We start from the raw sequence: 22,009 nt of genomic DNA, 5'->3' as shown, positions 1-22,009 counted from the left end.
ATGACGCGCGAATTCTCCGCCGGCAATTATCGGTTCATCCCGTCCGTGTTCCAGTATTCTGCTGGCGCAGCGGCGGATGATGGCTACGAGATCGAGCGCGTTCGTTTCGACCGGCTGGTGCCACTGGCTGAAGGATTTGCGCGCGCTGCAAAATTCATCCAGGAAGCAGGTCGTCCGCTGACTGCCTTCTGCGCCTGCGAGCTGCGCTCGCCCGCCGCGTTCAGCGAGGACGGCTTTCGTGCGTTCAACCTGCATTATGTGAAGACGCTGTCCGAATGGGGCATCTTTGACGGAACGACCAATCCGGTCGCGCGCAGCAATGTCTGTCCCGAGATCGATCCGCCGTCCGAGCCGTCGTTCTATGCGTTCTCCTTCACGCGGCCGACGGCGGCAAAGTCTCCGACCTTTGTGATCGCTGGTGGCGCGGAAGCGCGCGAGGGCGGCGGCAGCTATGTCGAGCGCACCGTGCGCTACCGCGATCTCAGCCCGGAAGGCCTGCGGGAGAAGGTGCGCTTCACGACGACCTGCCAGATGGAGAACCGGATGACCGCCTTCGGCTTCGGCTGGAAGGATACCACGGGCGTGCAGGCCTATTCCGTGCACGACTTCCATCACGCGCTTGTGGACGAGCTCGTCCGGCGCGGCGCGCTGCGTTCGGGCCTCACCTGGCACTTCGCACGGCCACCAGTGATCGATCTCGAATATGAGATGGATTGCAGGCGCGTGATGCGGGAAGCGGTGATCTAGCGCTGGCGCGGATCAAGCGCGTCGCGCAAACCGTCGCCGAGCAGGTTCAGCGACAGCACCACCAGGAAGATCGCAAGGCCCGGCCAGATCGCCATCCAGGGCGCCTGAGTCAGGAAGCGCTGCGCGGCGTTGAGCATGCTGCCCCAGGACGGCGCCGGCGGCTGCTGGCCGAGACCGAGGAACGACAGGGCAGCTTCGGCGATGATGGCGGCGGCGATCGAGAGCGTCGCCTGCACCAGCAGCGCCGGCAGGATATTCGGCAGGATATGCGCGAAGGCGATCCGCCACGGCGGATTGCCGAGCGCGCGCGCCGCTTCGACATAGTCCTCAGCCTTGACGCTCAGCACCTGGCCCCGGGTCAGGCGGATGAACACCGGCGTTGCCGAGATGCCGATTGCGATCATGGCGTTGCCGAGGCTTGGTCCCAGGAATGCCGCGAGCGCGATCGCGAGGATCAGGAACGGGCAGGCCAGCATGGCGTCGGTGATCCGGCTGATCAGCGCATCAATGAAGCCGCCGCGATAGCCGGCGAGCAGGCCAAGCGGCACGCCAATCCCAAGCGCGATCGCGACGGAGATCAGGCCCGCAAGCAGCGAGGCACGAGCGCCGTAGATGACCCGGCTCAGAATGTCGCGGCCGAGCTCGTCGGTGCCGAACCAGTGCAGCGCAGTGGGCGGTTTTCGGACCAGGCTCCAACTCGTGGCGATGGGATCGTAGGGCACGATAAGGGGTGCAAACAGCGCAAGGATGATGAAAAAGCAGAGCACGATGAGCCCCGCGACCGCGGCCTTGCGCTTGAACAGGCGCCGGCGCGCCCTGCGCGCGGGGCTGTCCAGCTCGCTGGCGTCGGCGTTGATCGCAAGAGCGGCGTCGGTCATGGCCTAGCCCCTCAGCCGCGGATTGACGAGGATATAGGCGATGTCGGCAATCAGGTTAAGCGTGATGTAGATCGTCGCCGTCACCAGGACAACGCCCTGCACCACGGCGTAGTCGCGGTTGAAGACGGCATCCACGATCAGCTTGCCGAAGCCGGGGATGGAAAAGATTTGCTCGGTCAGCACGGCGCCGGACAACAGCGTGCCGAGCTCGAGCGCTCCCAGCGTGATCACCGGCGTCAGCGCGTTGCGCATGGCATGCTTGAGAATCACCGAGCGCTCCAGGAGTCCCTTCGCGCGCGCCGTGCGGACGTAGTCGCTTTCCAGCACCTGCAGCATCGCGCTGCGGGTGTGCCGCATCAGGATGGCGGAAATCGCATTGCCGAGCACGAAGGCGGGCATGATGGTGGCGGCAAGGCTCGCGCGCCAGTTCTCGGTGAGCGACACGTAGCCCGAGGCCGGCAACCAGCCGAGCTCGATCGAGAACAGGAAGATCAGCATGATGCCGAGCCAGAAATTCGGGGTCGAGATGCCCCACAGCGCGAACAAATTGGCTCCGTAGTCCCAGGCGGTGCCTTTCTTCACGGCGGCGATGATGCCGGCGGGAATGCCGATCAGGAACGCGATCAGGATCGCCATCGAGCCGAGCTGGAGCGTGACGGGAAGCTTCTGCGTGATCAGCTCGCGCACCGGCATCTTGTTGCGCAGCGACTCGCCGAAATCGCCCCTCAGCACGCCCCCGACCCAATAGGCGTATTGCACCGGTATAGGCTGGTCGAGCCGGTATTGATGGCGGATTTGCTCGATGATCGCCGGATCGCGCTCTTCGCCCGCCATCACCAGCGCGGGGTCGCCCGGCAGCAATTGCTGCAGCGAGAAGATCAGCACCGAGACGAAGAACAGCGTCGGCACGATCTGGGCAAGACGGCGGGCGAGAAAGTTCAGCATCCTCTCGGCGTCACTTCAGCTTGAGCCCGATCACGCGCACGAGGCCATCGGGCATCTGCCGATAGCCTTCGAGCTTGGTCGTGTGCGCGATGATGATGCGGCGGTGGTAGAGGTAGAGGATCGGTTCCTCGTCATGGACAAGTTTCGCCAGCACTTCGTAACTGGCCTTGCGCTTGTCGAGGTCGGTGACCAGCCTCGCGTCATCGAGGGCCTTGTCAGCCTGCGCGTTGTCCCACCCGCCGTAGTTCTGCGGCGCGCCGCTGTGCAGGAAGACGTAGGTGTTCCCGTCGGGATCGACGCGGCCGCTCCAAGCGAGCATATAGGCCTGATAGTCGCCGGCCTCGGCCTGCTTGAGCCCGGTCGCGAATTCGGTGAGACGGATCTTCATGTCGAATCCGGCCTCTGCCGCCATCGACTGGATCACCTGCGCGGGGGTCTCCGTCTCTGCGCCCTTCGGCACCAGGAAATCGACGCTGACCGGCGGCGTCACGCCGGCTTCCTTCAGCAGCGCCTTGGCCTTCTCGACATTGCGGGCGCGGATCGGAAGAGACTTCTGATAGTAGGGATGGTCGGGATTGACCCATTGATTGCCGGGCTGGAATTCGCCGTTGAACACGACCTGGTTGATTGCGTCGCGGTCGATCGAAAGATCGAGCGCCTGCCGGACCTTTGCGGACTGGCTGAGGGGACCCTTGGCCTTGTCCTTGCCGATGTTGAGGGTGACGCCCTGATAGCCGAGCTCGATGGCGGTCGCGACCTTCAGGCGGGAGTCCGCGCGCACCTCCTTGAGGTCGGTGGCGAGCACGCGCTCGATCAGGTCGAGCCCGCCCGATTTCAGGTTCGCCAGCCGCACGGTGGCGTCGACGATCGGCTGGAACACGATGCGGTCGATGAAGACGTTGTCCTTGTTCCAATAGTCCGCGAACTTCTCGAACACGATGCGGTCCTGTTGTACGCGCTCGACGAATTTGTAGGGACCGGCGCAGACCGGATGCAGGCCGAATTTGTCGCCGGCCGCCTTCGCGGCCTTAGGCGACACCATCATGCCGGCACGGTCGGTGAGCTGCGCGAGCAGGGGCGAGAACGGCGCCTTCAGCACCAGCCTCACGGTGAGGGGATCGATGACCTCGATGTGATCGACCGAGGCGAGCTCGGGCTTGCGGAAGGAGCCCGGGAACGTCAGGTGCCGTTCAAGCGAGAACTTTGCGGCTTCCGCATCGAAGGGTTCGCCGTCGTGGAATTTTACGCCGGGCCTGAGCTTGATGACGAGAGCCTTGCCGTCGTCGGCCGTCTCGCTCGACAGCGCGAGCTGAGGCACGATGTTGAGCTTCTCGTCGATGTCGAACAGCTTGTCACAGAACGCGGCGAACACGATGCGTCCGACATAGGTACGTGCCATGGTCGGATCGAGGACGTCAGGGTCCTCGGCGAGGCCAACACGCAGCGTGGTCTGGGCCTGGGCGGCTGCCGCAAACGACAATGCGAGAGCAGCGGCTATTGTGGCGAGGCGAAATTTCTTCATCGGACAGTCCCCATTGCTGCGGCTACGTCGCTGTCGGCCTTGCAGCCTGTATACCAACACCGGAGGGGGCAGCGCCTTCCGCCTTTTGGCTGAAGGCCGCGACCAATTTCGCCAGTGACGGCGAAAAGCCGCCCGCGGCCGGCAGGATCGCGTCGGCGGACGGAAGCTCGGCGACGCGGTGACAGGCGGTGGCGTGGCCGGTGCCGTCAGCAACCAGTTCCGGCGGCACGGTGCGGCAGCGTGCAACCACGAACGGGCAGCGGGTGTGAAAGCGGCAGCCTGACGGCGGATTGAGCGCGCTTGGAATCTCGCCCTCCAGCAGGACCGTGGTTCGCTTGGCGTGGGGTTGCGGCAGGGGGATCGCGGACAGCAGTGCACGGCTATAGGGGTGGCGTGGCGCGGCGAACAGCGCATCCGCCTCGGCCTCCTCGACGATGCTGCCGAGATTCATCACGGCCACGCGATCGGCGATGTGCTTGACCACCGCGAGGTCGTGCGAGACGAAGATATAGGCAAGTCCCAGCCGGTCCTGGAGCTCGCGCAGAAGGTTGAGGATCTGCGAGCGGATCGAGACGTCCAGCGCCGAGACCGGCTCGTCGCAGATGATCAGCTTCGGCTCGACCGCGATCGCGCGGGCGATCGCGATGCGCTGGCGCTGGCCGCCGGAGAATTCGTGCGGAAACCGACGCGCCAGCCGCGGCTCGAGCCCGACCAGCCGCAGCAGCTCATCGACACGTGCGCGCCGCCGCGGCGACGGCACAAGGTCATGCAAGGCCAGCGGCTCGCTCAGGATCTGGTCGACCGTCATGCGCGGGTTGAGGGAGGCGTAAGGGTCCTGAAAGATGATCTGCGCCTGGCGGCGGAATGCGCGCAAGGCGGCCGTGTCGAGCGAGAGCAGGTCCTGGCCGTCGAAGCGGACCGAACCGGCATCCGGCTCGATCAGCCGCAGCACGAGTCGGCTGACCGTCGACTTGCCGCAGCCGGATTCGCCGACGAGGGCGAGCGTCTTCCCCGCCTCGAGCGTGAAGCTGACGCCATCGACCGCCCTAACGAAGGCTTTGGGACGGCCGAGCAGCGAACGCTCGGCGACGAAATGCTTGACCAGGTTTTCAACCTCGAGCAGCGCCATCACGACACCAGGAGTTCGAGCGGTGCGCGGATGCAGCGCGAGAGGTGGCCGGGAGTGACCTCGACGAGTGGCGGCCGCGCCGCGGTGCATGCCTCGCGCATGAAGGGGCAGCGCGCGGCGAAGCGGCAGCCCGCGGGCGGCTGCGCCATGTTCGGCACCATGCCTTCGATCGTCGCGAGCTGCTCGGCGCGATGGTCGAGGCGCGGGATCGAGCCGAGCAGGCCGACGGTATAGGGATGCTGCGGGGAAGCAAACAATTCGCCAACCGGTGCGCGCTCGACGATCTCGCCGGCATACATCACCGCCACCTCGTCGCACACCTCGGCAACGACCCCGAGATCGTGCGTGATCAGGATGATGGCCGCGCCGCTTGCGGCCTTCAATTCACGCATTAGCTCCAGGATCTGGGCCTGCAGGGTAACGTCGAGAGCCGTGGTAGGTTCGTCGGCGATTAGCAGCCGCGGATCGCAGGCGAGCGCCATCGCGATCATCACGCGCTGGCGCATCCCGCCGGACAGCTTGTGCGGATACTCGTCGATCCGCCGCTCGGGCGAGGGGATGTGGACCCGGCGCAGCAGCGCGATGGCCCGCTCGCGCGCGCTTCTGCGGGAGCCGCCGCGGTGACGCAGGATCGTCTCGATGATCTGGTCGCCGATGGTGAAGCTCGGATTGAGCGAGGTCATCGGCTCCTGGAAGATCATCGCGAGCCGGTTGCCGCGCAGGTCGCGCAAGATCTGGTCCGGTGCCTGCAACAGATCGAGGCCGTCAAAGCGGATCGCGCCGGTGACCTCCGCGCTCTGCTTCGGCAGCAGTCCCATGATGGCGAGCGACGTCACGCTCTTGCCGCAGCCGGACTCGCCGACAAGGCCAAGCGTGGCGCCGTTGGCGACACTGAGATCGACGCTGTCGACCGCATGCGTGATGCGGCCATCGTCGCCGTGGAAACGGATGCGCAGCCCCTCGATCTCGATCAGCGGGGCCGCGCTCATTGGGCTTTCGTGCGTGCTGCAGCGATTCTGGTGTCAATCACGTCGCGATCAGTGTTGCCGGACGGGTTTTGCCGCGTCGGCAGGGAGTCGCGGAAGTGCACCCAGACCTCATGGCTGACTTGCTCGAGCCGTTCGAGCTCGCTGAGCGGGTCGGGATGATCGTCGGCGCGCAGATCGAGTGCCGGCCATTCCTCTTCGCCGTGGATCAGGAGCGCGGCGGATTGCTTGCCGCGCTTGTCGCCGCCGGCGGCCTCGCCCGCGCGCATCGACATGAGCAGGCGGCGCGGGAAGGGCAGGCTGTCATTGGCGATGTAGGTCTTCGCGGTCTCATCGAGCACATCTGCGCCGGCGAGCATATTGCCGGCGACCGAAAAGCCGCCGCCCGCGATGTGCCCGCACCAGGCGGTGCAGTCACGCCCCGTATGCGCCGCGATCGCACCGCTCGCATCCATGATATGAATCTGCCGGCTCTCGCGGCCGTCATCGGTCGCGAGCAGGGCGGCGAGGACGTCGTGCGCGTTCAGGCCTTCGCGCAAGAGCTTGACGCCATCGATGCCGTAATAGGGATTGACGAAAGCCTGTGTTGCGATGGCGCCGAGGCCCGCGGCGATGAAAGGCACGCGCGCGCCGACAGCGAAAAAGCGCGTCGCAACGGCGATGCCGAACTGGCCGGTGGCAGGATCTCGCGCAATGATCGACCAGGTCATGTCGCTATCCGTCAGCGTCCCGCCGCGTAACCCTGCATGCCGCGCGGGTTGGCGGCGGCGCGGCGGCGCCGACCGACGCGCGAGGCCGCGGTGAGGCGACCTTCGGACCAGTCGGGGCCGACCTCGACGATATGCCCGCGTTCGCGCAAATTCTCGATCGTTGCCTTGGGCACACGGTTCTCCACGACGAGCACGCCGGGGCGCGCGGTGCGCGGCCAGAACGAAATCGGGAAGTGCTCGGAATGCCAGGCCGGCGCGTCGATCGCCCCCTGCAGATTGAGATTGCAGTGGACGTGCCGCAGGAAGAACTGGGTGATCCACTGATCCTGCTGGTCGCCGCCGGGCGAACCCCAGGCCAGATACGGCTCGCCGTCGCGCAGCGCCATGGTCGGCGAGAGCGTGGTGCGGGGCCGCTTGCCCGGCGCTAGCGAAGCCGGGTGGCCTTCCTCCAGCCAGAACATCTGCGCACGGCTTCCGAGGCAGAAGCCGAGCTCGGGAATCACGGGTGAGGATTGCAACCAGCCGCCCGACGGTGTCGAGGAGACCATGTTGCCCGCTTTGTCGATGATGTCGAAATGCACGGTGTCGCCGCGCACCTCGCCGAAGCGTCCCACCGTCGGCTCGCCGGCGCCGAGCGCGCCGACTGCCTCACGCTGACCCTCGGCGCGGCGCAGCTTGACCTCGCCGCCAAAGCCCTCGACAGAGCCGGGCCGGAAGTCGAGCGAGGCTCTGTCGGTGACGAGCTTGCGGCGCTCGTCGTTATAGGCGTCCGACAGGAGAGTTCCGATCGGGATCTCGTTGAACTTGGGATCGCCGTAGAACTTTTCACGATCGGCAAAGGCGAGCTTGGCGCATTCGATCTGGAGATGGATGAATTTCGGCCCGGTCGGATCGAGCCCGTCGAGCGCAAAGCCCTTCAGCAGCGCAAGCTGTTGCAGCGTCACAGGGCCCTGGCTCCAGACGCCCGCCTTGCAGACGGTGTAGCGGCCATAGTCGTAGGTAAGCGGGCTCTCGATGGTTGGCTGCCAGCGAGCCATGTCGTCGGCCGAAAGCACGCCGCGATGGGGGGAGCCGCTGACGTCCATCACCTCGTGGGTACGGCAGAACTTGTCGACGGCTTCCGCGACAAAGCCTTGCGACCAGGCCTTTCGCGCATGCTCGATTTCGGCGTCGCGGCCACCGCCGCCGCTCTCGGCTTCGCTCAGGATGCGCGCGTAGGTCGCCGCCAGCGTCTTGTTGGTGAAGAGCGTGCCGGGCTTCGGCACTTCGCCATTCGGCAGGTAGATCGCGGCTGACGTCGGCCAGTATTTCCGGAATAGCTGCTCGACGGTCTGGATCGTGGCGCAGGCCCGCTCGACCAGCGGATAGCCGTCACGCGCGTAGGAGATCGCGGGCTCAAGCACGTCGCGCACCCGCATCGTGCCATAGTCCCGCAGCAGCATCATCCAGGACTCGAACGTGCCGGGGACGCAGGCCGCGAGCAGGCCGGTGCCGGGCACCATGTCGAGGCCTTCGCTCTTGTAGTGGGCAATAGTGGCGCGCGCCGGCGCGGGGCCCTGGCCGCAGATCACCTCGGTGCGGCCGCGCTTGACGTCATGCACGATGATCGGCACGTCGCCGCCCGGGCCATTGAGATGCGGCTCGACCACCTGAAGCGTGAACGCGGTGGCGACGCCGGCATCGAAGGCGTTGCCGCCCTTTTCCAGAATGGCCATACCGACGGCCGTTGCGATCCAGTGGGTGGTGGCGACCACCCCGAACGTGCCTTCGATCTCAGGTCTGGTCGTGAAGGGATCGGGATTGATGTTGCTGGCCATGGAATTCGTTACCTCAGTTGCGGCGCGCGCAATTGATCACAGGCGATGCCGGCCTGCCAATGCACGGGCCGCATGGCACGCGCGCGTCACGCTGGCACCGGCGCGGTGTTAACCGCGTGGCAGGCGACGCCGTCGATCAGTTCCGGGGCTTCCCTGCGGCAGAGATCGAACGCCAGCGGACAGCGCGGGTTGAAGGCGCAGCCGGAGGGCGGGTTGATCGGGTTCGGGATCTCGCCCTTGACCGGAATGCGTTGGCGGCCGCTCATCGCGAGGTCGGGCACGGCGCCCAGCAGCATCCTGGTGTAAGGCATGCGCGGGCGGGCGAACAATTCGCGTCCTTCCGCGATCTCGACGATACGGCCGAGATACATCACGCCGACCCGGCTCGCCATGTGGCGGACCACGGCCAGGTTGTGGCTGATGAACATATAGGTCAGGCCGAACTTGTCCTGCAGATCCCGCATCAGGTTCAGGATCTGCGCCTGCACGGAGACGTCGAGCGCCGAGGTCGGCTCGTCGCAGACGATGAACTCGGCGTCGGAGGCGAGCGCCCGCGCGATCGCGATGCGCTGACGCTGGCCACCGGAGAATTCGTGCGGATATTTCAGCCGGTCATCGGGGTGCAGGCCCACGAGGCTGAGCAGCTCACCGACGCGGGCCTGGATGTCGCCCTCGCCCTGGATCAACTCGAAGGCGCGGATCGGCTCTGAGATGATGGCGTCGACCCGGAAGCGCGGGTTCAGGCTCGCGTAGGGGTCCTGAAAGATCATCTGGATGCGGCGCCGCAGTCTGCGGCGTGCCGGCGCCTGCCGCGGGTCGGTCATCGAGACGCCGTCGATCAAAACGCTGCCGGAGCTCGGCGGCAGGAGCCCAACCACCATCCGCGCCACGGTCGTCTTGCCCGAGCCGGATTCGCCGACCAGCGCGAAGGTCTCGCCCTTCCTGATGTCGAATGTGACGCCATCGACGGCTTTGAGGTATTCGAGGTGCCCGCCTTCCAGCACGCGGTTGAGCCAGGGTTTCGAGACGTCGAAAACACGGCGCAGATTCCTGACCTGGACGAAGGGGGCGCTCATGCCGCACTCTCCGTGGGCACCGCGTCATAGAGATGGCACGCGACCGATTGCGCGCCGCGTGGCAGCGGGTCGGGCCGTTCGACCCGGCAGCGATCGAAGGCGAAGGCGCAGCGCGGATTGAAGGAGCAGCCGCGCGGGATCGCGGACAGGCGCGGCATCGAGCCGGGAATTTGCACCAGGCGCTTGTCATCGCCCGCGAGCGTCGGGATCGCGCCCATCAGGCCCTTGGCGTAGGGGTGCAACGGGGTCTTCACGACGTCCTGCACCGGGCCGATTTCGGCGACGCGGCCGGCATACATCACCGCGACGCGGTCGGAGGTTTCCGCGATCACGCCCATATCGTGCGTCACCAGCATCACGGCGGTGCCGTGGTCGCGTCCGAGCCGCTTGATCAGCGAGATGATCTGCGCCTGCACGGAGACGTCGAGGGCGGTGGTCGGCTCGTCCGCGATGATCAGCTCCGGCTCGGCGCAGATCGCGAGCGCAATCACCACGCGCTGGCGCATGCCGCCGGAGAATTCGTGCGGATAGCCGTCGATGCGTTTTTCCGGCGCGGGAATTCCGACCTCGGCCAAGAGGTCGATGGCGCGACGACGCGCAGCCTGCTCCGACAAATCGAGGTGGGTGCGAATCGTCTCCACGATCTGGTCGCCGATCCGGTACAGCGGGTTGAGCGAGGTGAGGGGGTCCTGGAAGATCATGCCGATGCGTTTGCCGCGGATGCGGCGCATCTCCTCGGGCGGCAGATTGTCGATGCGCAGGCCGGACAGGTGGATCTCGCCGCCGGCGATGCGGCCGGGCGGATCGATCAGGCCGATCACCGAAAGCCCGGTGACGGATTTGCCGGCGCCGGATTCGCCGACCACGCCCAGCACTTCGCCCTTGGCGATGTCGAAGGAGACGCCGTCGATGGCGCGCAGCGTGCCGCGGCGGGAGGCGAACTCCACCTGAAGATTGCGGACGGAAAGGACGGGTTCGGTCATGGGTGCGGCGTATTCATCTGAGTTTCGGGTTGAGTGCGTCGCGCAGCCAGTCGCCGAGCAGGTTGATGGACAGGATCAGCGCGGCAAGCGCGAGGCCGGGGAACGCGACGATCCACCATTCGCCCGCAAACAGATAATTGTTGCCGATGCGGATCAGCGTGCCGAGCGAGGGCATGGTCTCGGGCATGCCCGAGCCGAGGAAGGACAGCGTCGCTTCGGTGATGATGGCGAGCGCGAGATTGATGGTGGCGATGACGAGGATCGGCCCCATGGTGTTCGGCAGCACGTGGCGCAGCATGATCACCGGAGCAGGAAGGCCGATCAGCTGCGCGGCGGCGACATAGTCCTTGTTCTTTTCGACCATGACCGAGCCGCGCACCGTGCGGGCATATTGGACCCAGAAGCTCAGGCCGATCGCGAGCACGAGCACGCCCAGCATGCTCATCTCGTCGAGCCTGTTGCCAAGCACCGATTTGGCGATGCCATTGATCAGCAGCGCGATCAGGATCGCCGGGAAGGAGAGCTGTACGTCGGCGATGCGCATGATCAGGCCGTCGACGGCGCCGCCGAAATAGCCCGCCGTCAGCCCGAGCAGGATGCCGAGCGCGCCGGAGAAGAGGACGCCGAGCACACCGACGAACAACGAGATCCGCAGGCCGTAGAGGATTGCGGAGAACACGTCTCGGCCCTGCTCATCGGTGCCGAGCAGGAATGGGCTCTGCCCGTCGGCGGTCCACAGCGGGGAGATGCGCGAATTCAGCAACTGGAGCTGGGCCGGATCGAACGGATTTTGCACGGCAAGCACTGAGGCGAAGATTGCGAGCAGGAAGAACAGCAGCGTGACGCCGGCCGCGATCATGGTAATCCTGGAGCGGCGGAACGAGTAGAACAGATCGCTGTCGAGCGCGCGCCTGAACCAGCCTGGGGAGGCGCGCGAGCCGCGATCCTCGACTTTGTGGGGGACGACTGCCTCGCTCATCTCAGTGCGCCCGGCTGACCGTCGAGCGCAGACGCGGATCGACGATGGTGTAGAGGATATCAACCACGAGATTGATGGTGACGAAGATCAGGGACACCATCATCAGATAGGCGGCCATGATCGGGATATCGACATTCTGGACGGCCTGCACGAACAACAACCCCATTCCCGGCCACTGGAACACGGTCTCGGTGATGATCGCGAATGCAATGACCGAGCCAAATTGCAGGCCAGCGACGGTAATGACGGGAACCAGGGTGTTCCGCAGCGCATGACCGAAATGGATCGCACGCGTGGTCAGTCCGCGAGCGCGGGCGAAGCGGATGTAGTCGGTGCGCATCACTTCCAGCATCTCGGCGCGCACCAGCCGCATGATCAGCGTCAACTGGAACAGGCCGAGCGTGACCGAGGGCATGATCAGCGCCTTCAGCCCCGACAGCGTCAGAAGGCCAGTCGTCCACCAGCCGATACGCACGACCTCGCCGCGCCCGAAAGAGGGTAGCCAGCCCAGGGTCACCGAGAACAGGTAGATCAGGAGAATGCCGATCAGGAAGGTCGGCAGCGAGATGCCAATCAGCGAGATCGCCTGGAACGCATGGGTGAGCCAGCTGTCGCGGCGGAGCGCCGAATAGACCCCCATCAGGATGCCGCAGACCATCGCGAAGATGGTGGCGCAGATCGCCAGCTCCAGCGTCGCCGGCATCCGCTCCGACAGGAGCTGCGATACGGGCAGCCGGAACTGGTAGGAGACACCGAATTTGAACTGCGCGGCATTGGCGACATAGCGGCCGAACTGCACGATCACGGGATCGTCGAGCCCGAGCGACTGGCGGATCGCGGCGCGTTCGGCGCCCGAGGTGTCCATCGACACCATCTGGTTCACGGGATCTCCGGCGAAGCGGAACATCGAGAACGAGATGATCCCGACGGCGATCATGACGCCGATGGCCTGGATTGCCCTACGAACGGTGAAAGCGAGCATATGGTCCTTTCACGTCTCTTCAGACGTGCGCATCATTTGCGTGAGGTGCGAAATGACAAGTCCCGGAATTCAAGGCTTCCGGGACTTCACAACCTCTCGATACTTACTCTTCCTGTTTGGTGGCCCAGTAGAGCAGGACCTGGTTGTCCGCACGCTGAACCAGTTTCACTTTCTTGGACACGCCCCAGGCGAGCGCCTGCTGATGCAGCGGAATATAGGCCCAGTCCTTGTTGCCGATCTCGAACGCCTGCTTGATCAGCAGATTGCGCTTGGTCATGTCGGGTTCTACCAGAACCTTGTCGGTGAGCTCGTCGAGCTGCTTGTTGCAATAGCCGCCGAGATTGGCCTCACCGCGGTTGGGATCCTTGGGATCGTCGCGGCAGCCCATGATATCGTGCAGCACATTCTGGGAATCCATCGTGGCCGGCGTCCAGCCCAGCAGGAAGAAGGACGTCTTGTAACCGCCGGGCTTCAGCACCTTGGCGAAATATTGCGCCTTCGGTTGCGCCAAGAGGTTCACCTTGACCCCGACGCGGGCGAGCATGCCGACCACGGCCTGACAAATCGCGGCGTCATTGACATAGCGGTCGTTCGGGCAATCCATGGTGACCTCGAAACCATCGGGGTAACCTGCTTCCGTCAGCAGCTTCTTGGCGCCATCGAGATCGAATTTCGGCCGCGTGAACTCCTTCGACAGCGGATAGAGCTCCGGCGCGATCATCAGCGCGGACGGAGTGGAGAGCCCGCGCATGACGCGGTTCTTGATCAGCTCGACATCGATCGCCTTGTAGAAGGCCTCGCGGACGCGGATGTCCTGAAATGGGTTCTTGCCCTTGATGTTCGAGAACAGAAGCTCGTCGCGCGACTGGTCCATGCCGATGAAGATCGTGCGCAGTTCCGGCCCGGACAGCACCGTCGCATTGGGGCTGGCATTGACGCGCTGGATGTCCTGGATCGGAACCGGCTCGATCACGTCGACCTCGCCGGACAACAGCGCGGCCACGCGCGTGGCGTCCGATGCGATCGGGGTAAACACGATCTCCTTGAGATTATGTTCCGGCTTCTTCCAATAGTTCGGATTGGCCTTGAACACGGTCTTCACGCCGGGCTGATGGCTGTCGATCATGAAGGGGCCGGTGCCGTTGGCGTGCAGTGAGGCATAGCTCGGCGTCGTGGCCGCGGCCGGCGTCGGTGCCACCGCATTGTTCGCCTCCGCCCATTTCTTGTCCATGATGTACCAGACGTCCCATTGCCCTATGAGGATGGGATTGGGCGAACTGAGGATGAAATCGACGGTGTAGTCGTCGACCTTGACGACCTTGGCGTCTGCGGGGAGGCGGTTCAGCAGGTTGGAGCCCTGTGCGCGCACGCGCTCGGCGGAGAACACCACGTCGTCGGCGGTAAAGGGATCGCCGTTGTGGAACTTGACGCCCTTGCGCAAATGGAAGCGCCAGCGGGTTGGCTCCGGCGTTTCCCAGCTTTCGGCCAGCGCCGGAATGATTTTCAGGTCCTTGTCGCGTTCGACCAGACCCTCATAGACGTGACCGAGATGGGCGTGGGTGGTGCTTTCGTTCAGCGTGTACGGATCGAGTGATTTGAGCTCGCCCTGGTTGGCGTAACGCAGCGTCTGGCCCGACGCTGGCGAGAGCGTCAACGCGAGTATACCGGCGAGCGTCGCCGCAAACAGACTACGACCTACTGACATCCGTGACCCTCTCCACACTGCCACGCCGGTGATTTTTGATTGTTCGGCGGGCTTATTGATCCATGTTGCCCAGAGTTGCTGACCCGTGCAAGCGCCATTCCAGCAAGGAACGCGCCAACTTGCGCCGCTGTGCAGCAATGCTGACCAACAATGAAGAGGGCGGGCGGCTGTGGGCAGACATTCGACTTTCGGCCCATGAGGTCCCAGAATGGTGGCACCCCGGCCGTCCGTCCGGACTCTCGTCGGGGATGCGCCCGGCGATCTCAGCGCATTCGTGCGGAGCGATTTGATTGACCATATCCGCCGATTGCCGAAACCGGCGGTCTGCCGCTTGCGTCAGGTCGCTTGCGTCGCACACCAAGTCGCGGCGATACTGGGCCAGCCGCCCGAATCCGTTTCTTTAGGAGGGGACATGAAGGTTAACATCGAAATCGACTGCACCCCCTTAGAGGCCCGTCAGTTCTTCGGATTACCCGACGTTGCGCCGATGCAGACGGCGGTGATGGACAAATTGCAGCAGCAGGTGCTGAGCAACATCGAGAAGGTCTCGCCGGAATCGCTGATCCAGAGCTGGTTCTCCTTCGATCCGAAGCTTGCCGAGCAGTTTCAGAACATGTTCGTGACGATGGCCGGTCTCGGCGGCACCCGCAGCAGCGATAAGAAGAAATAATGCCGCCCGAACCGGACGGAGCCCTGGCGTCAGGCCGGCTTCGTCCGCCGGGCCTCGGGCTGCTGTTTGCCGAAGCACGCGGCCTGTTCGAATTCAATGCCAGCGTCCTCTTGTCGCCCCTTCTGATGCGTGCGCCGAGAGGAGACGGCCATCCGGTGCTGGCGCTGCCGGGCTTTCTGGCCAGCGATCTCTCGATGGCGCCGATGCGGCGCTATTTGAGCGAGCTCGGCTACGATACGCATGCCTGGCGGATGGGCCGCAATCTCGGAGGCCTGGAGCGGATGCGGGATGCGTTGCGCGCTCGCCTGGCCGAGATCCATGCCACGACGGGGCGCAAGGTGAGCCTGGTCGGCTGGAGTCTCGGTGGTGTCTATGCGCGCGATCTGGCGCTGCAGGCGCCCGACATGGTCCGCTACGTGGTGACGCTCGGCAGCCCCTTTGCCAACGACGTGCGGGCAACCAATGCCACGCGGCTCTACGAAGCGCTGTCCGGCGAGCGCGTCGAGGATTTTGCCGAGCTGCGTGCGGCGATCGCCGGCGACCTGCCGGTGCCGGCGAGCTCGCTCTATTCGCGCGCCGACGGCGTCGTGAACTGGCGGACCTGTCTGTTGCGCCCATCCGAGCGTGCCGAGAACATCGAGGTGTACCTTGCAAGCCACATCGGGCTCGGGGTGAATCCGGCCGCCCTGTGGGCCGTTGCGGATCGCCTGGCGCAACCGGAAGGGGAATTCTGGCCATTTGACCGGGAGGGGCCGTTTGCCATTGCATATGCCCCGCCGGAACAGGCAGTATCGGCCTGACGAGAAGCGCCAACCAAGGCGCCCGTTGGATTTGCGGGAGGGATAAATGGCTGACGGGAAGAAGCTGTCGTCACTGGATGCGTCGTTTCTCTATCTTGAAACGCCGGAAATGCCGATGCACGTCGGCAGCATGGCGATCTTTCGCCTGCCCGACGACTACAAGGGCGACTTCTTCGAAGACTTCAAGGCGATGATCGTCTCGCGCCTGCACATCGCGCCAATCCTCAAGGCGCGGCTGGAGAAGGCGCCGCTTGATATCGATCACCCGACCTGGGTCGAGGACGGTCAGTTCGACATCGATCGCCACATCTTCCGCGCCAGCCTGCCTGCGCCACGCGACCGCGCCACGCTCGAGCGCATTGTCGGCTGGATGCATGCAAAGCTCCTGAACCGCGCCCGCCCGCTCTGGGAGTTCTACGTGTTCGAGGGCATGAAGGACAACGAGGTCGGGCTCTATTCCAAGATGCACCATGCCGCCATCGACGGCGGTGCCGGCGCGGCGCTGACGAACATGATCTACGACATCTCGCCGATCCCGCGGAAGGTCGAGCCGCCGACCGGCGGCGCGAAGCCCGGACAGGAGCCGCGCGACATCGCGGCGAACCTGCTCGATTCCTATCAGCAACTCTTCAGCCAGCCGCTCGATGCTTCGGCCGCCGCGAAAAACCTGCAATTGCCGCGCACCGGCAAAAGCGACATCGGCTCGATCCTGTTCGACAACGCGATGTACCAGATCGAGAGCGCGGTGCGCTTCGCCGGCAACATCCCGACCGTGCTCAAGAGCGTCTCTGACGTGCTCGGCAAGATCGCCGATCCGAGGTCGCGCGAGAGCCTCGCGAGCATGGTGTCGCCGCCGACCATGCTCAACAAGACCATCTCCTCGGAGCGCAGCTTCGCTGGCGTGTCGATTTCCCTGTCGCGGGCCAAGGCGCTCGCCAAGCAGGCCGGCGGCAAGCTCAATGACGTGGTGCTGGCTCTCGCCTCCGGCGTGGTCCGCCGCTACCTCCAGCAGTACGGCACGCTGCCGACGAAATCGCTCACGGCGGCGGTGCCGATTTCGCTGCGCGAGGAGGGTAACACCGAGGCCAACAACCAGGTGTTCGGCATGATCTGCTCGATCGCCACCAACATCGATGATCCCAAGGCGCGGTTGGAGGCGATCATCGCGCAATCGACCAAATCCAAGGAGATGTCTCACCCCTTGCGCGCCTTGATGCCGCAGGTCTCTAACATCTCGATGCTGGGCGCGCCGATCATGGTGCAGATCCTGGCCTTGCTCTACAGCCGCTCGAACCTCTCGGACGTGCTGCCGCCGCCAGCCAACATCACCGTCTCCAACGTGCCGGGTCCACGGCAGACGCTCTATGCCGCCGGTGCCGAGCTCCTGCACATCTTCCCGGTATCGATCTCGACGCACGGGCAGGCGCTCAACATCACCGTGCAGAGCTATCGCGACCAGCTCGATTTCGGCTTCATCGTCGGCGCCAACATCATTCCGCATGTGCAGGTGATGTGCGACATGCTGCCAGAGGAGTTCGCCGCGCTGGAAGCCGCCTACGCGCCGCCGGCAGCCGACGTCAAAGGCGCTGCTGAATAGGACGTTTGCAATGATTGAAATGCCGCAGCTTGAGTTCGTGCAGACGAACGGAATCCGCATGGGCTATTACGACGCGGGCCCGAAGAGCGACAAGCCGCCAATGGTGCTCTGTCATGGCTGGCCCGAGCTCGCCTTCTCCTGGCGCCACCAGATCAAGGCGCTGAGCGAAGCCGGGATCCGGGTGATCGCGCCCGACCAGCGCGGCTATGGCGCGACGGACCGGCCCGAGCAGGTCGAGGATTACGACCTGGAACATCTGACCGGCGATCTCGTCGGGCTGCTCGATCATCTCGGGATCGACAAGGCGATCTTCGTTGGCCACGACTGGGGCGGCTTCCTCGTCTGGCAGATGCCGCTGCGGCATACCGCGCGCGTCGCTGGCGTCGTCGGTGTCAATACGCCGCATTGGGACCGCGCGCCGGCCGACCCGATCGCGCTGTTCCGCAAGCGCTTCGGCGATCACATGTACATCGTGCAGTTCCAGGATCCCGCGCGCGAGCCGGACAGGATCTTCGGCAGCCGCGTCGAAGAGACCTTTGATGCCTTCATGCGCAAGCCGGTTGCGCGGCCCGCAGGCGCGCCAGCCGAAGAGCCGATCGCCGGCATCGGGGCTTCGCCCCGGATCAACCTGGCGTTTCCGCAGATGATTGAAAATTACGATGCCAGGCATGACCCGCGCACGCCGATCCTGTCGGCGGAGGAGAAGAAGGTGTTCGTTGATACGTTCACCAGGACCGGCTTTACCGGAGGCATCAACTGGTACCGCAACTACACCCGCAACTGGCAGCGCTCCGAGGGACTGGACCATCACGTTAACGTGCCGTCGCTGATGATCATGGCCGAGAACGACGCGGTGCTGCCGCCGTCGGCGGCCGACGGCATGGAGAAGCTGGTGCCGGACCTGGAGAAATATCTGGTGAAGGACAGCGGCCATTGGACGCAGCAGGAGAAGCCGGAAGAGGTCAGTGCCAAGCTGATCGAATGGCGTAGAAGGCGGTTTGGATAGCCCGTCATTGCGAGCAAAGCGAAGCAATCCAGAAATTTAGCTGCGGGGATCGTCTGGATTGCTTCGTCGCGGAGTTTATCATCCGGCCGGCCGAAGGCCGAACCGGGTGGCTCCTCGCAATGACGAGATAGCCGACTGAGTCAGGGGGATACGCACGTCAATGTCATCCAAGAACCGTCTGGACCCGATTCCGCATCCGCCGACCAAGCCGGTGGTCGGCAATATGCTGTCGCTGGACTCGGCTGCGCCCGTGCAGCACCTGACGCGGCTCGCCAAGGAGCTCGGGCCGATCTTCTGGCTCGACATGATGGGCTCGCCGATCGTCGTCGTCTCCGGCCATGATCTGGTCGACGAACTCTCCGATGAGAAGCGGTTCGACAAGACGGTGCGCGGCGCGCTGCGCCGCGTGCGCGCAGTCGGCGGCGACGGCCTGTTCACGGCCGACACCAACGAGCCGAACTGGAGCAAGGCGCACAACATCCTGCTCCAGCCGTTCGGCAATCGCGCCATGCAGTCCTATCACCCGAGCATGGTCGACATTGCCGAGCAGCTCGTGAAGAAGTGGGAACGGCTCAACGCCGACGACGAGATCGACGTCGTGCACGACATGACTGCGCTGACGCTGGATACGATCGGGCTGTGCGGCTTCGACTACCGCTTCAACTCCTTCTACCGGCGCGACTACCATCCCTTCGTCGAGTCGCTGGTGCGCTCGCTCGAAACGATCATGATGACTCGCGGCCTGCCGTTCGAGCAGCTCTGGATGCAGAAGCGGCGCAAGACTCTGGGCGAAGACGTCGCCTTCATGAACAAGATGGTCGACGAGATCATCGCCGAGCGGCGCAAGAGCGCGGAGGCCGTCGACGACAAGAAAGACATGCTCGCGGCGATGATGACCGGCGTTGACCGCTCGACCGGCGAGCAGCTCGATGACGTCAACATCCGCTACCAGATCAACACCTTCCTGATCGCGGGCCACGAGACCACCAGCGGCCTTCTGTCCTACACGATCTACGCGCTGCTCAAGCATCCCGAGATCCTGAAGAAGGCCTATGACGAGGTCGACCGCGTCTTCGGCCCCGACGTCAACGCCCGGCCGACCTATCAGCAGGTAACGCAGCTCACCTACATCACCCAGATCCTGAAAGAGGCGCTGCGGCTGTGGCCGCCGGCGCCGGCATATGGCATTTCGCCGCTCAAGGACGAGAACATCGGCGGCGGCAAGTACAGGCTGAGAAAGGGCACCTTCACCACGATCCTGGTGACGGCGCTGCATCGCGATCCCAGCGTATGGGGTCCCAATCCCGATGCGTTCGATCCCGAAAATTTCAGCCGTGAGGCGGAGGCCAAGCGGCCGGTCAATGCCTGGAAGCCGTTCGGCAATGGCCAGCGCGCCTGCATCGGCCGCGGCTTCGCCATGCACGAGGCCGCGCTCGCGCTGGGCATGATCCTCCAGCGCTTCCGGCTGGTCGACCATCAGCGCTACCAGATGCATCTGAAGGAGACGCTGACGATCAAGCCGGAGGGATTCAAGCTCAAGGTCCGCCCGCGCGCCGATCGCGAGCGCGGCGCCTATGCTGGCCCGGTGGCTGTGACGACGAGTGCCGGTACGGCCGCGCCGCGCGCCACGACGCGTCCCGGTCACAACACGCCGCTGCTCGTGCTCTACGGTTCCAATCTCGGCACGGCCGAAGAGTTGGCGACGCGTGTCGCCGATCTTGCCGAGGTCAACGGCTTCGCCACCAGGCTCGCGCCGCTCGACGACCATGCCGGCAAGCTGCCGGAAGAGGGCGGCGTCTTGATCTTCTGCGCCTCCTACAACGGCGCGCCGCCGGACAACGCCACGCAGTTCGTCAAATGGCTGCACGGCGAGGCCTCGAAGGATGCGCTGTCCAAGGTGCGCTATGTCGTGTTCGGCTGCGGCAACAGCGATTGGGCCGCGACCTACCAATCCGTGCCGCGCTTCATCGACGAGCAGCTTGCGGCCCGCGGCGCGCGCAGCCTCTATGTCCGTGGTGAGGGTGACGCGCGCAGCGATCTCGACGGCCAGTTCGAAAAATGGTTCGCGGTCGCCGCGCCCGCGGCGATGAATGAGTGGGGGCTGACTCAAAACTTCAGCCGCAGCGCCGACGACGAGCCGCTTTACAAGGTCGAGCCGGTTGCGCCTGGCGCCGTCAACGCGGTCGCGGCGCTCGGCGGCACTGTCGCGATGAAGGTGCTGGTCAACGACGAGCTTCAGAACAGGAACGGTCCCAATCCGTCGGATCGTTCGACGCGCCACATCGAGGTGCAGTTGCCGCGGGGCACGAGCTACCGCGTTGGCGACCATCTCAGCGTGGTGCCGCGCAACGACCCGGCGCTGGTCGAGGCGGTGGCGCGCCGCTTCGGCTTCCTGCCCGCTGACCAGGTCAGGCTCCAGGTCGCCGAGGGACGCCGCGCGCAATTGCCGACCGGCGAGAGTGTCTCGGTCGGCCAGCTCCTGACCGATTTCGTCGAGCTGCAGCAGGTGGCAACGCGCAAGCAGATCCAGATCATGTCGGAGCATACGCGCTGCCCGGTGACCAAGCCGAAGCTGCTCGCCTTCGTCGGCGATGATGCGGAGGCCGGCGAGCGCTACCGAGGCGAGATCCTGGCGCAACGCAAATCGGTGTTCGACCTGCTGATCGAACATCCGGCCTGCGAGCTGCCGTTCCACGTCTATCTCGAAATGCTGTCACTGCTCGCGCCGCGCTATTACTCGATCTCGTCCTCGCCGTCGGTCGATCCCGCGCGGTGCAGCGTCACCGTCGGCGTGGTCGGCGGGCCGGCCGCCTCGGGCCGCGGCATCTACAAGGGCATCTGCTCGAACTATCTTAGCGATCGCCGTGCGGGCGATACGGTCTATGCGACCGTGCGCGAGACCAAGGCCGGCTTCCGTCTGCCGGATGATTCATCCGTCCCGATCATCATGATCGGCCCCGGCACGGGGCTGGCGCCATTCCGCGGCTTCCTCCGGGAGCGCGCGGCGCGGAAAGCCAAGGGTGCCGCCCTTGGTCCTGCGATGCTGTTCTTCGGCTGCCGCCATCCCGACCAGGACTATCTTTACAGGGAGGAATTGAAGGCGCTGGAGGCCAGCGGCATCACCGAGCTCTTCACCGCGTTCTCGCGCGCAGACGGTCCGAAGACCTATGTGCAGCATCTGCTCGCAGCGCAAAAGGACAAGGTCTGGGCCCTGATCGAGCAGGGTGCGATCATCTACGTCTGCGGCGATGGTGGCAAGATGGAGCCCGATGTGAAGGCGGCACTCGTCGCGATCCATCGCGAGAAGAGCGGCAGCGATGCTGCCGCCGGCACGCGCTGGATCGAAAAGTTGGGTGAAGGGAACCGCTATGTGCTTGACGTCTGGGCGGGCGGCTAGCCGCAGATTGTGGATCGTAGGGTGGGTTAGCGAAGCGTAACCCACCACCTTCTATCGACAAGCGGAGTCCAAAGAGGTGG

18 protein-coding genes are annotated in these 22,009 nt (G+C 64.8%); 6 read left to right on the top strand and 12 right to left on the bottom strand.

Annotation, left to right across the window (positions count from 1 at the left end; genetic code table 11):
• Complete coding sequence (cnbZ, locus tag AXW67_RS30470; protein WP_063680869.1) at positions 1-747, top strand: 2-amino-5-chloromuconate deaminase CnbZ; 747 nt, start codon at positions 1-3, stop codon at positions 745-747.
• On the opposite strand, the gene AXW67_RS30465 is transcribed toward cnbZ, so the two are convergent.
• The 12 genes from AXW67_RS30465 to AXW67_RS30410 form a co-directional block, all read right to left on the bottom strand.
• On the bottom strand, positions 744-1,625 hold the full coding sequence (locus AXW67_RS30465) for an ABC transporter permease (RefSeq protein WP_063680868.1): 882 nt from the start codon (positions 1,623-1,625) through the stop codon (positions 744-746). The genes cnbZ and AXW67_RS30465 overlap by 4 nt on opposite strands.
• Positions 1,626-1,628: 3 nt before the next feature.
• Positions 1,629-2,570 (bottom strand): ABC transporter permease, encoded by a 942-nt coding sequence (locus AXW67_RS30460; protein WP_063680867.1) that lies wholly within the window; start codon positions 2,568-2,570, stop codon positions 1,629-1,631.
• A 10-nt stretch (positions 2,571-2,580) separates the two neighbouring features.
• A complete protein-coding gene (locus AXW67_RS30455; protein ID WP_063680866.1) occupies positions 2,581-4,092 on the bottom strand; it encodes an ABC transporter substrate-binding protein in 1,512 nt (503 codons plus the stop codon).
• 22 nt (positions 4,093-4,114) lie between these two features.
• The gene (locus tag AXW67_RS30450) at positions 4,115-5,221 is read right to left on the bottom strand and encodes an ABC transporter ATP-binding protein (RefSeq protein ID WP_063680865.1); all 1,107 of its coding nucleotides are present in this window, start codon (positions 5,219-5,221) and stop codon (positions 4,115-4,117) included.
• Complete coding sequence (locus AXW67_RS30445; protein WP_063680864.1) at positions 5,221-6,210, bottom strand: ABC transporter ATP-binding protein; 990 nt, start codon at positions 6,208-6,210, stop codon at positions 5,221-5,223. Before AXW67_RS30445 ends, AXW67_RS30450 begins: the two co-directional genes overlap by 1 nt.
• A complete protein-coding gene (locus AXW67_RS30440; protein ID WP_063680863.1) occupies positions 6,207-6,917 on the bottom strand; it encodes a DUF1028 domain-containing protein in 711 nt (236 codons plus the stop codon). The genes AXW67_RS30445 and AXW67_RS30440 overlap by 4 nt, the downstream gene beginning before the upstream one ends.
• Before the next feature lie 11 nt (positions 6,918-6,928).
• Positions 6,929-8,734, bottom strand: coding sequence for a gamma-glutamyltransferase family protein (locus tag AXW67_RS30435; RefSeq protein ID WP_063680862.1), 1,806 nt, complete (start codon positions 8,732-8,734; stop codon positions 6,929-6,931).
• 86 nt (positions 8,735-8,820) lie between these two features.
• Positions 8,821-9,810: an ABC transporter ATP-binding protein gene (locus tag AXW67_RS30430; RefSeq protein WP_063680861.1), complete on the bottom strand. Its 990-nt coding sequence runs from the start codon at positions 9,808-9,810 to the stop codon at positions 8,821-8,823.
• Entirely contained in the window at positions 9,807-10,793 is a 987-nt protein-coding gene (locus tag AXW67_RS30425) for an ABC transporter ATP-binding protein (RefSeq protein WP_063680860.1), read from the bottom strand. The genes AXW67_RS30430 and AXW67_RS30425 overlap by 4 nt, the downstream gene beginning before the upstream one ends.
• A 13-nt stretch (positions 10,794-10,806) precedes the next feature.
• Positions 10,807-11,772: an ABC transporter permease gene (locus tag AXW67_RS30420; RefSeq protein ID WP_063680859.1), complete on the bottom strand. Its 966-nt coding sequence runs from the start codon at positions 11,770-11,772 to the stop codon at positions 10,807-10,809.
• Position 11,773: 1 nt separating this feature from the next.
• Positions 11,774-12,754, bottom strand: a complete 981-nt coding sequence (locus AXW67_RS30415) for an ABC transporter permease (protein ID WP_063680858.1) — start codon at positions 12,752-12,754, stop codon at positions 11,774-11,776.
• A 103-nt stretch (positions 12,755-12,857) separates the two neighbouring features.
• Entirely contained in the window at positions 12,858-14,459 is a 1,602-nt protein-coding gene (locus tag AXW67_RS30410) for an ABC transporter substrate-binding protein (protein ID WP_063680857.1), read from the bottom strand.
• Between the two features lie 412 nt (positions 14,460-14,871).
• Here AXW67_RS30410 and AXW67_RS30405 point away from each other — a divergent pair, with 412 nt between their 5' ends.
• The 5 genes from AXW67_RS30405 (at position 14,872) to AXW67_RS30385 (ending at position 21,929) form a co-directional block, all read left to right on the top strand.
• Complete coding sequence (locus AXW67_RS30405) at positions 14,872-15,129, top strand: DUF6489 family protein (protein WP_027550289.1); 258 nt, start codon at positions 14,872-14,874, stop codon at positions 15,127-15,129.
• Positions 15,129-15,929, top strand: a complete 801-nt coding sequence (locus AXW67_RS30400) for an esterase/lipase family protein (RefSeq protein ID WP_027550290.1) — start codon at positions 15,129-15,131, stop codon at positions 15,927-15,929. The genes AXW67_RS30405 and AXW67_RS30400 overlap by 1 nt, the downstream gene beginning before the upstream one ends.
• A 46-nt stretch (positions 15,930-15,975) precedes the next feature.
• Entirely contained in the window at positions 15,976-17,526 is a 1,551-nt protein-coding gene (locus AXW67_RS30395) for a WS/DGAT/MGAT family O-acyltransferase (protein WP_063680856.1), read from the top strand.
• Positions 17,527-17,536: 10 nt separating this feature from the next.
• Complete coding sequence (locus tag AXW67_RS30390) at positions 17,537-18,532, top strand: alpha/beta fold hydrolase (RefSeq protein ID WP_063680855.1); 996 nt, start codon at positions 17,537-17,539, stop codon at positions 18,530-18,532.
• A 160-nt stretch (positions 18,533-18,692) separates the two neighbouring features.
• A complete protein-coding gene (locus AXW67_RS30385) occupies positions 18,693-21,929 on the top strand; it encodes a bifunctional cytochrome P450/NADPH--P450 reductase (protein ID WP_063680854.1) in 3,237 nt (1,078 codons plus the stop codon).
• The last annotated feature ends 80 nt before the right edge of the window (positions 21,930-22,009 follow it).

Origin of the sequence: Bradyrhizobium neotropicale (assembly GCF_001641695.1) — a bacterium.
GTDB lineage: Bacteria > Pseudomonadota > Alphaproteobacteria > Rhizobiales > Xanthobacteraceae > Bradyrhizobium > Bradyrhizobium neotropicale.
Note: the sequence above shows the minus strand (reverse complement) of the source record. Positions and strands in the feature narration are given on the sequence as shown.

Coding starts and splice junctions, on each gene's coding strand:
- cnbZ (WP_063680869.1), top strand. CDS start 1: ATGACGCGCGAATTCTCCGCCGGCAATTATCGGTTCATCCCGTCCGTG.
- AXW67_RS30465 (WP_063680868.1), bottom strand. CDS start 1,625: ATGACCGACGCCGCTCTTGCGATCAACGCCGACGCCAGCGAGCTGGAC.
- AXW67_RS30460 (WP_063680867.1), bottom strand. CDS start 2,570: ATGCTGAACTTTCTCGCCCGCCGTCTTGCCCAGATCGTGCCGACGCTG.
- AXW67_RS30455 (WP_063680866.1), bottom strand. CDS start 4,092: ATGAAGAAATTTCGCCTCGCCACAATAGCCGCTGCTCTCGCATTGTCG.
- AXW67_RS30450 (WP_063680865.1), bottom strand. CDS start 5,221: ATGGCGCTGCTCGAGGTTGAAAACCTGGTCAAGCATTTCGTCGCCGAG.
- AXW67_RS30445 (WP_063680864.1), bottom strand. CDS start 6,210: ATGAGCGCGGCCCCGCTGATCGAGATCGAGGGGCTGCGCATCCGTTTC.
- AXW67_RS30440 (WP_063680863.1), bottom strand. CDS start 6,917: ATGACCTGGTCGATCATTGCGCGAGATCCTGCCACCGGCCAGTTCGGC.
- AXW67_RS30435 (WP_063680862.1), bottom strand. CDS start 8,734: ATGGCCAGCAACATCAATCCCGATCCCTTCACGACCAGACCTGAGATC.
- AXW67_RS30430 (WP_063680861.1), bottom strand. CDS start 9,810: ATGAGCGCCCCCTTCGTCCAGGTCAGGAATCTGCGCCGTGTTTTCGAC.
- AXW67_RS30425 (WP_063680860.1), bottom strand. CDS start 10,793: ATGACCGAACCCGTCCTTTCCGTCCGCAATCTTCAGGTGGAGTTCGCC.
- AXW67_RS30420 (WP_063680859.1), bottom strand. CDS start 11,772: ATGAGCGAGGCAGTCGTCCCCCACAAAGTCGAGGATCGCGGCTCGCGC.
- AXW67_RS30415 (WP_063680858.1), bottom strand. CDS start 12,754: ATGCTCGCTTTCACCGTTCGTAGGGCAATCCAGGCCATCGGCGTCATG.
- AXW67_RS30410 (WP_063680857.1), bottom strand. CDS start 14,459: ATGTCAGTAGGTCGTAGTCTGTTTGCGGCGACGCTCGCCGGTATACTC.
- AXW67_RS30405 (WP_027550289.1), top strand. CDS start 14,872: ATGAAGGTTAACATCGAAATCGACTGCACCCCCTTAGAGGCCCGTCAG.
- AXW67_RS30400 (WP_027550290.1), top strand. CDS start 15,129: ATGCCGCCCGAACCGGACGGAGCCCTGGCGTCAGGCCGGCTTCGTCCG.
- AXW67_RS30395 (WP_063680856.1), top strand. CDS start 15,976: ATGGCTGACGGGAAGAAGCTGTCGTCACTGGATGCGTCGTTTCTCTAT.
- AXW67_RS30390 (WP_063680855.1), top strand. CDS start 17,537: ATGATTGAAATGCCGCAGCTTGAGTTCGTGCAGACGAACGGAATCCGC.
- AXW67_RS30385 (WP_063680854.1), top strand. CDS start 18,693: ATGTCATCCAAGAACCGTCTGGACCCGATTCCGCATCCGCCGACCAAG.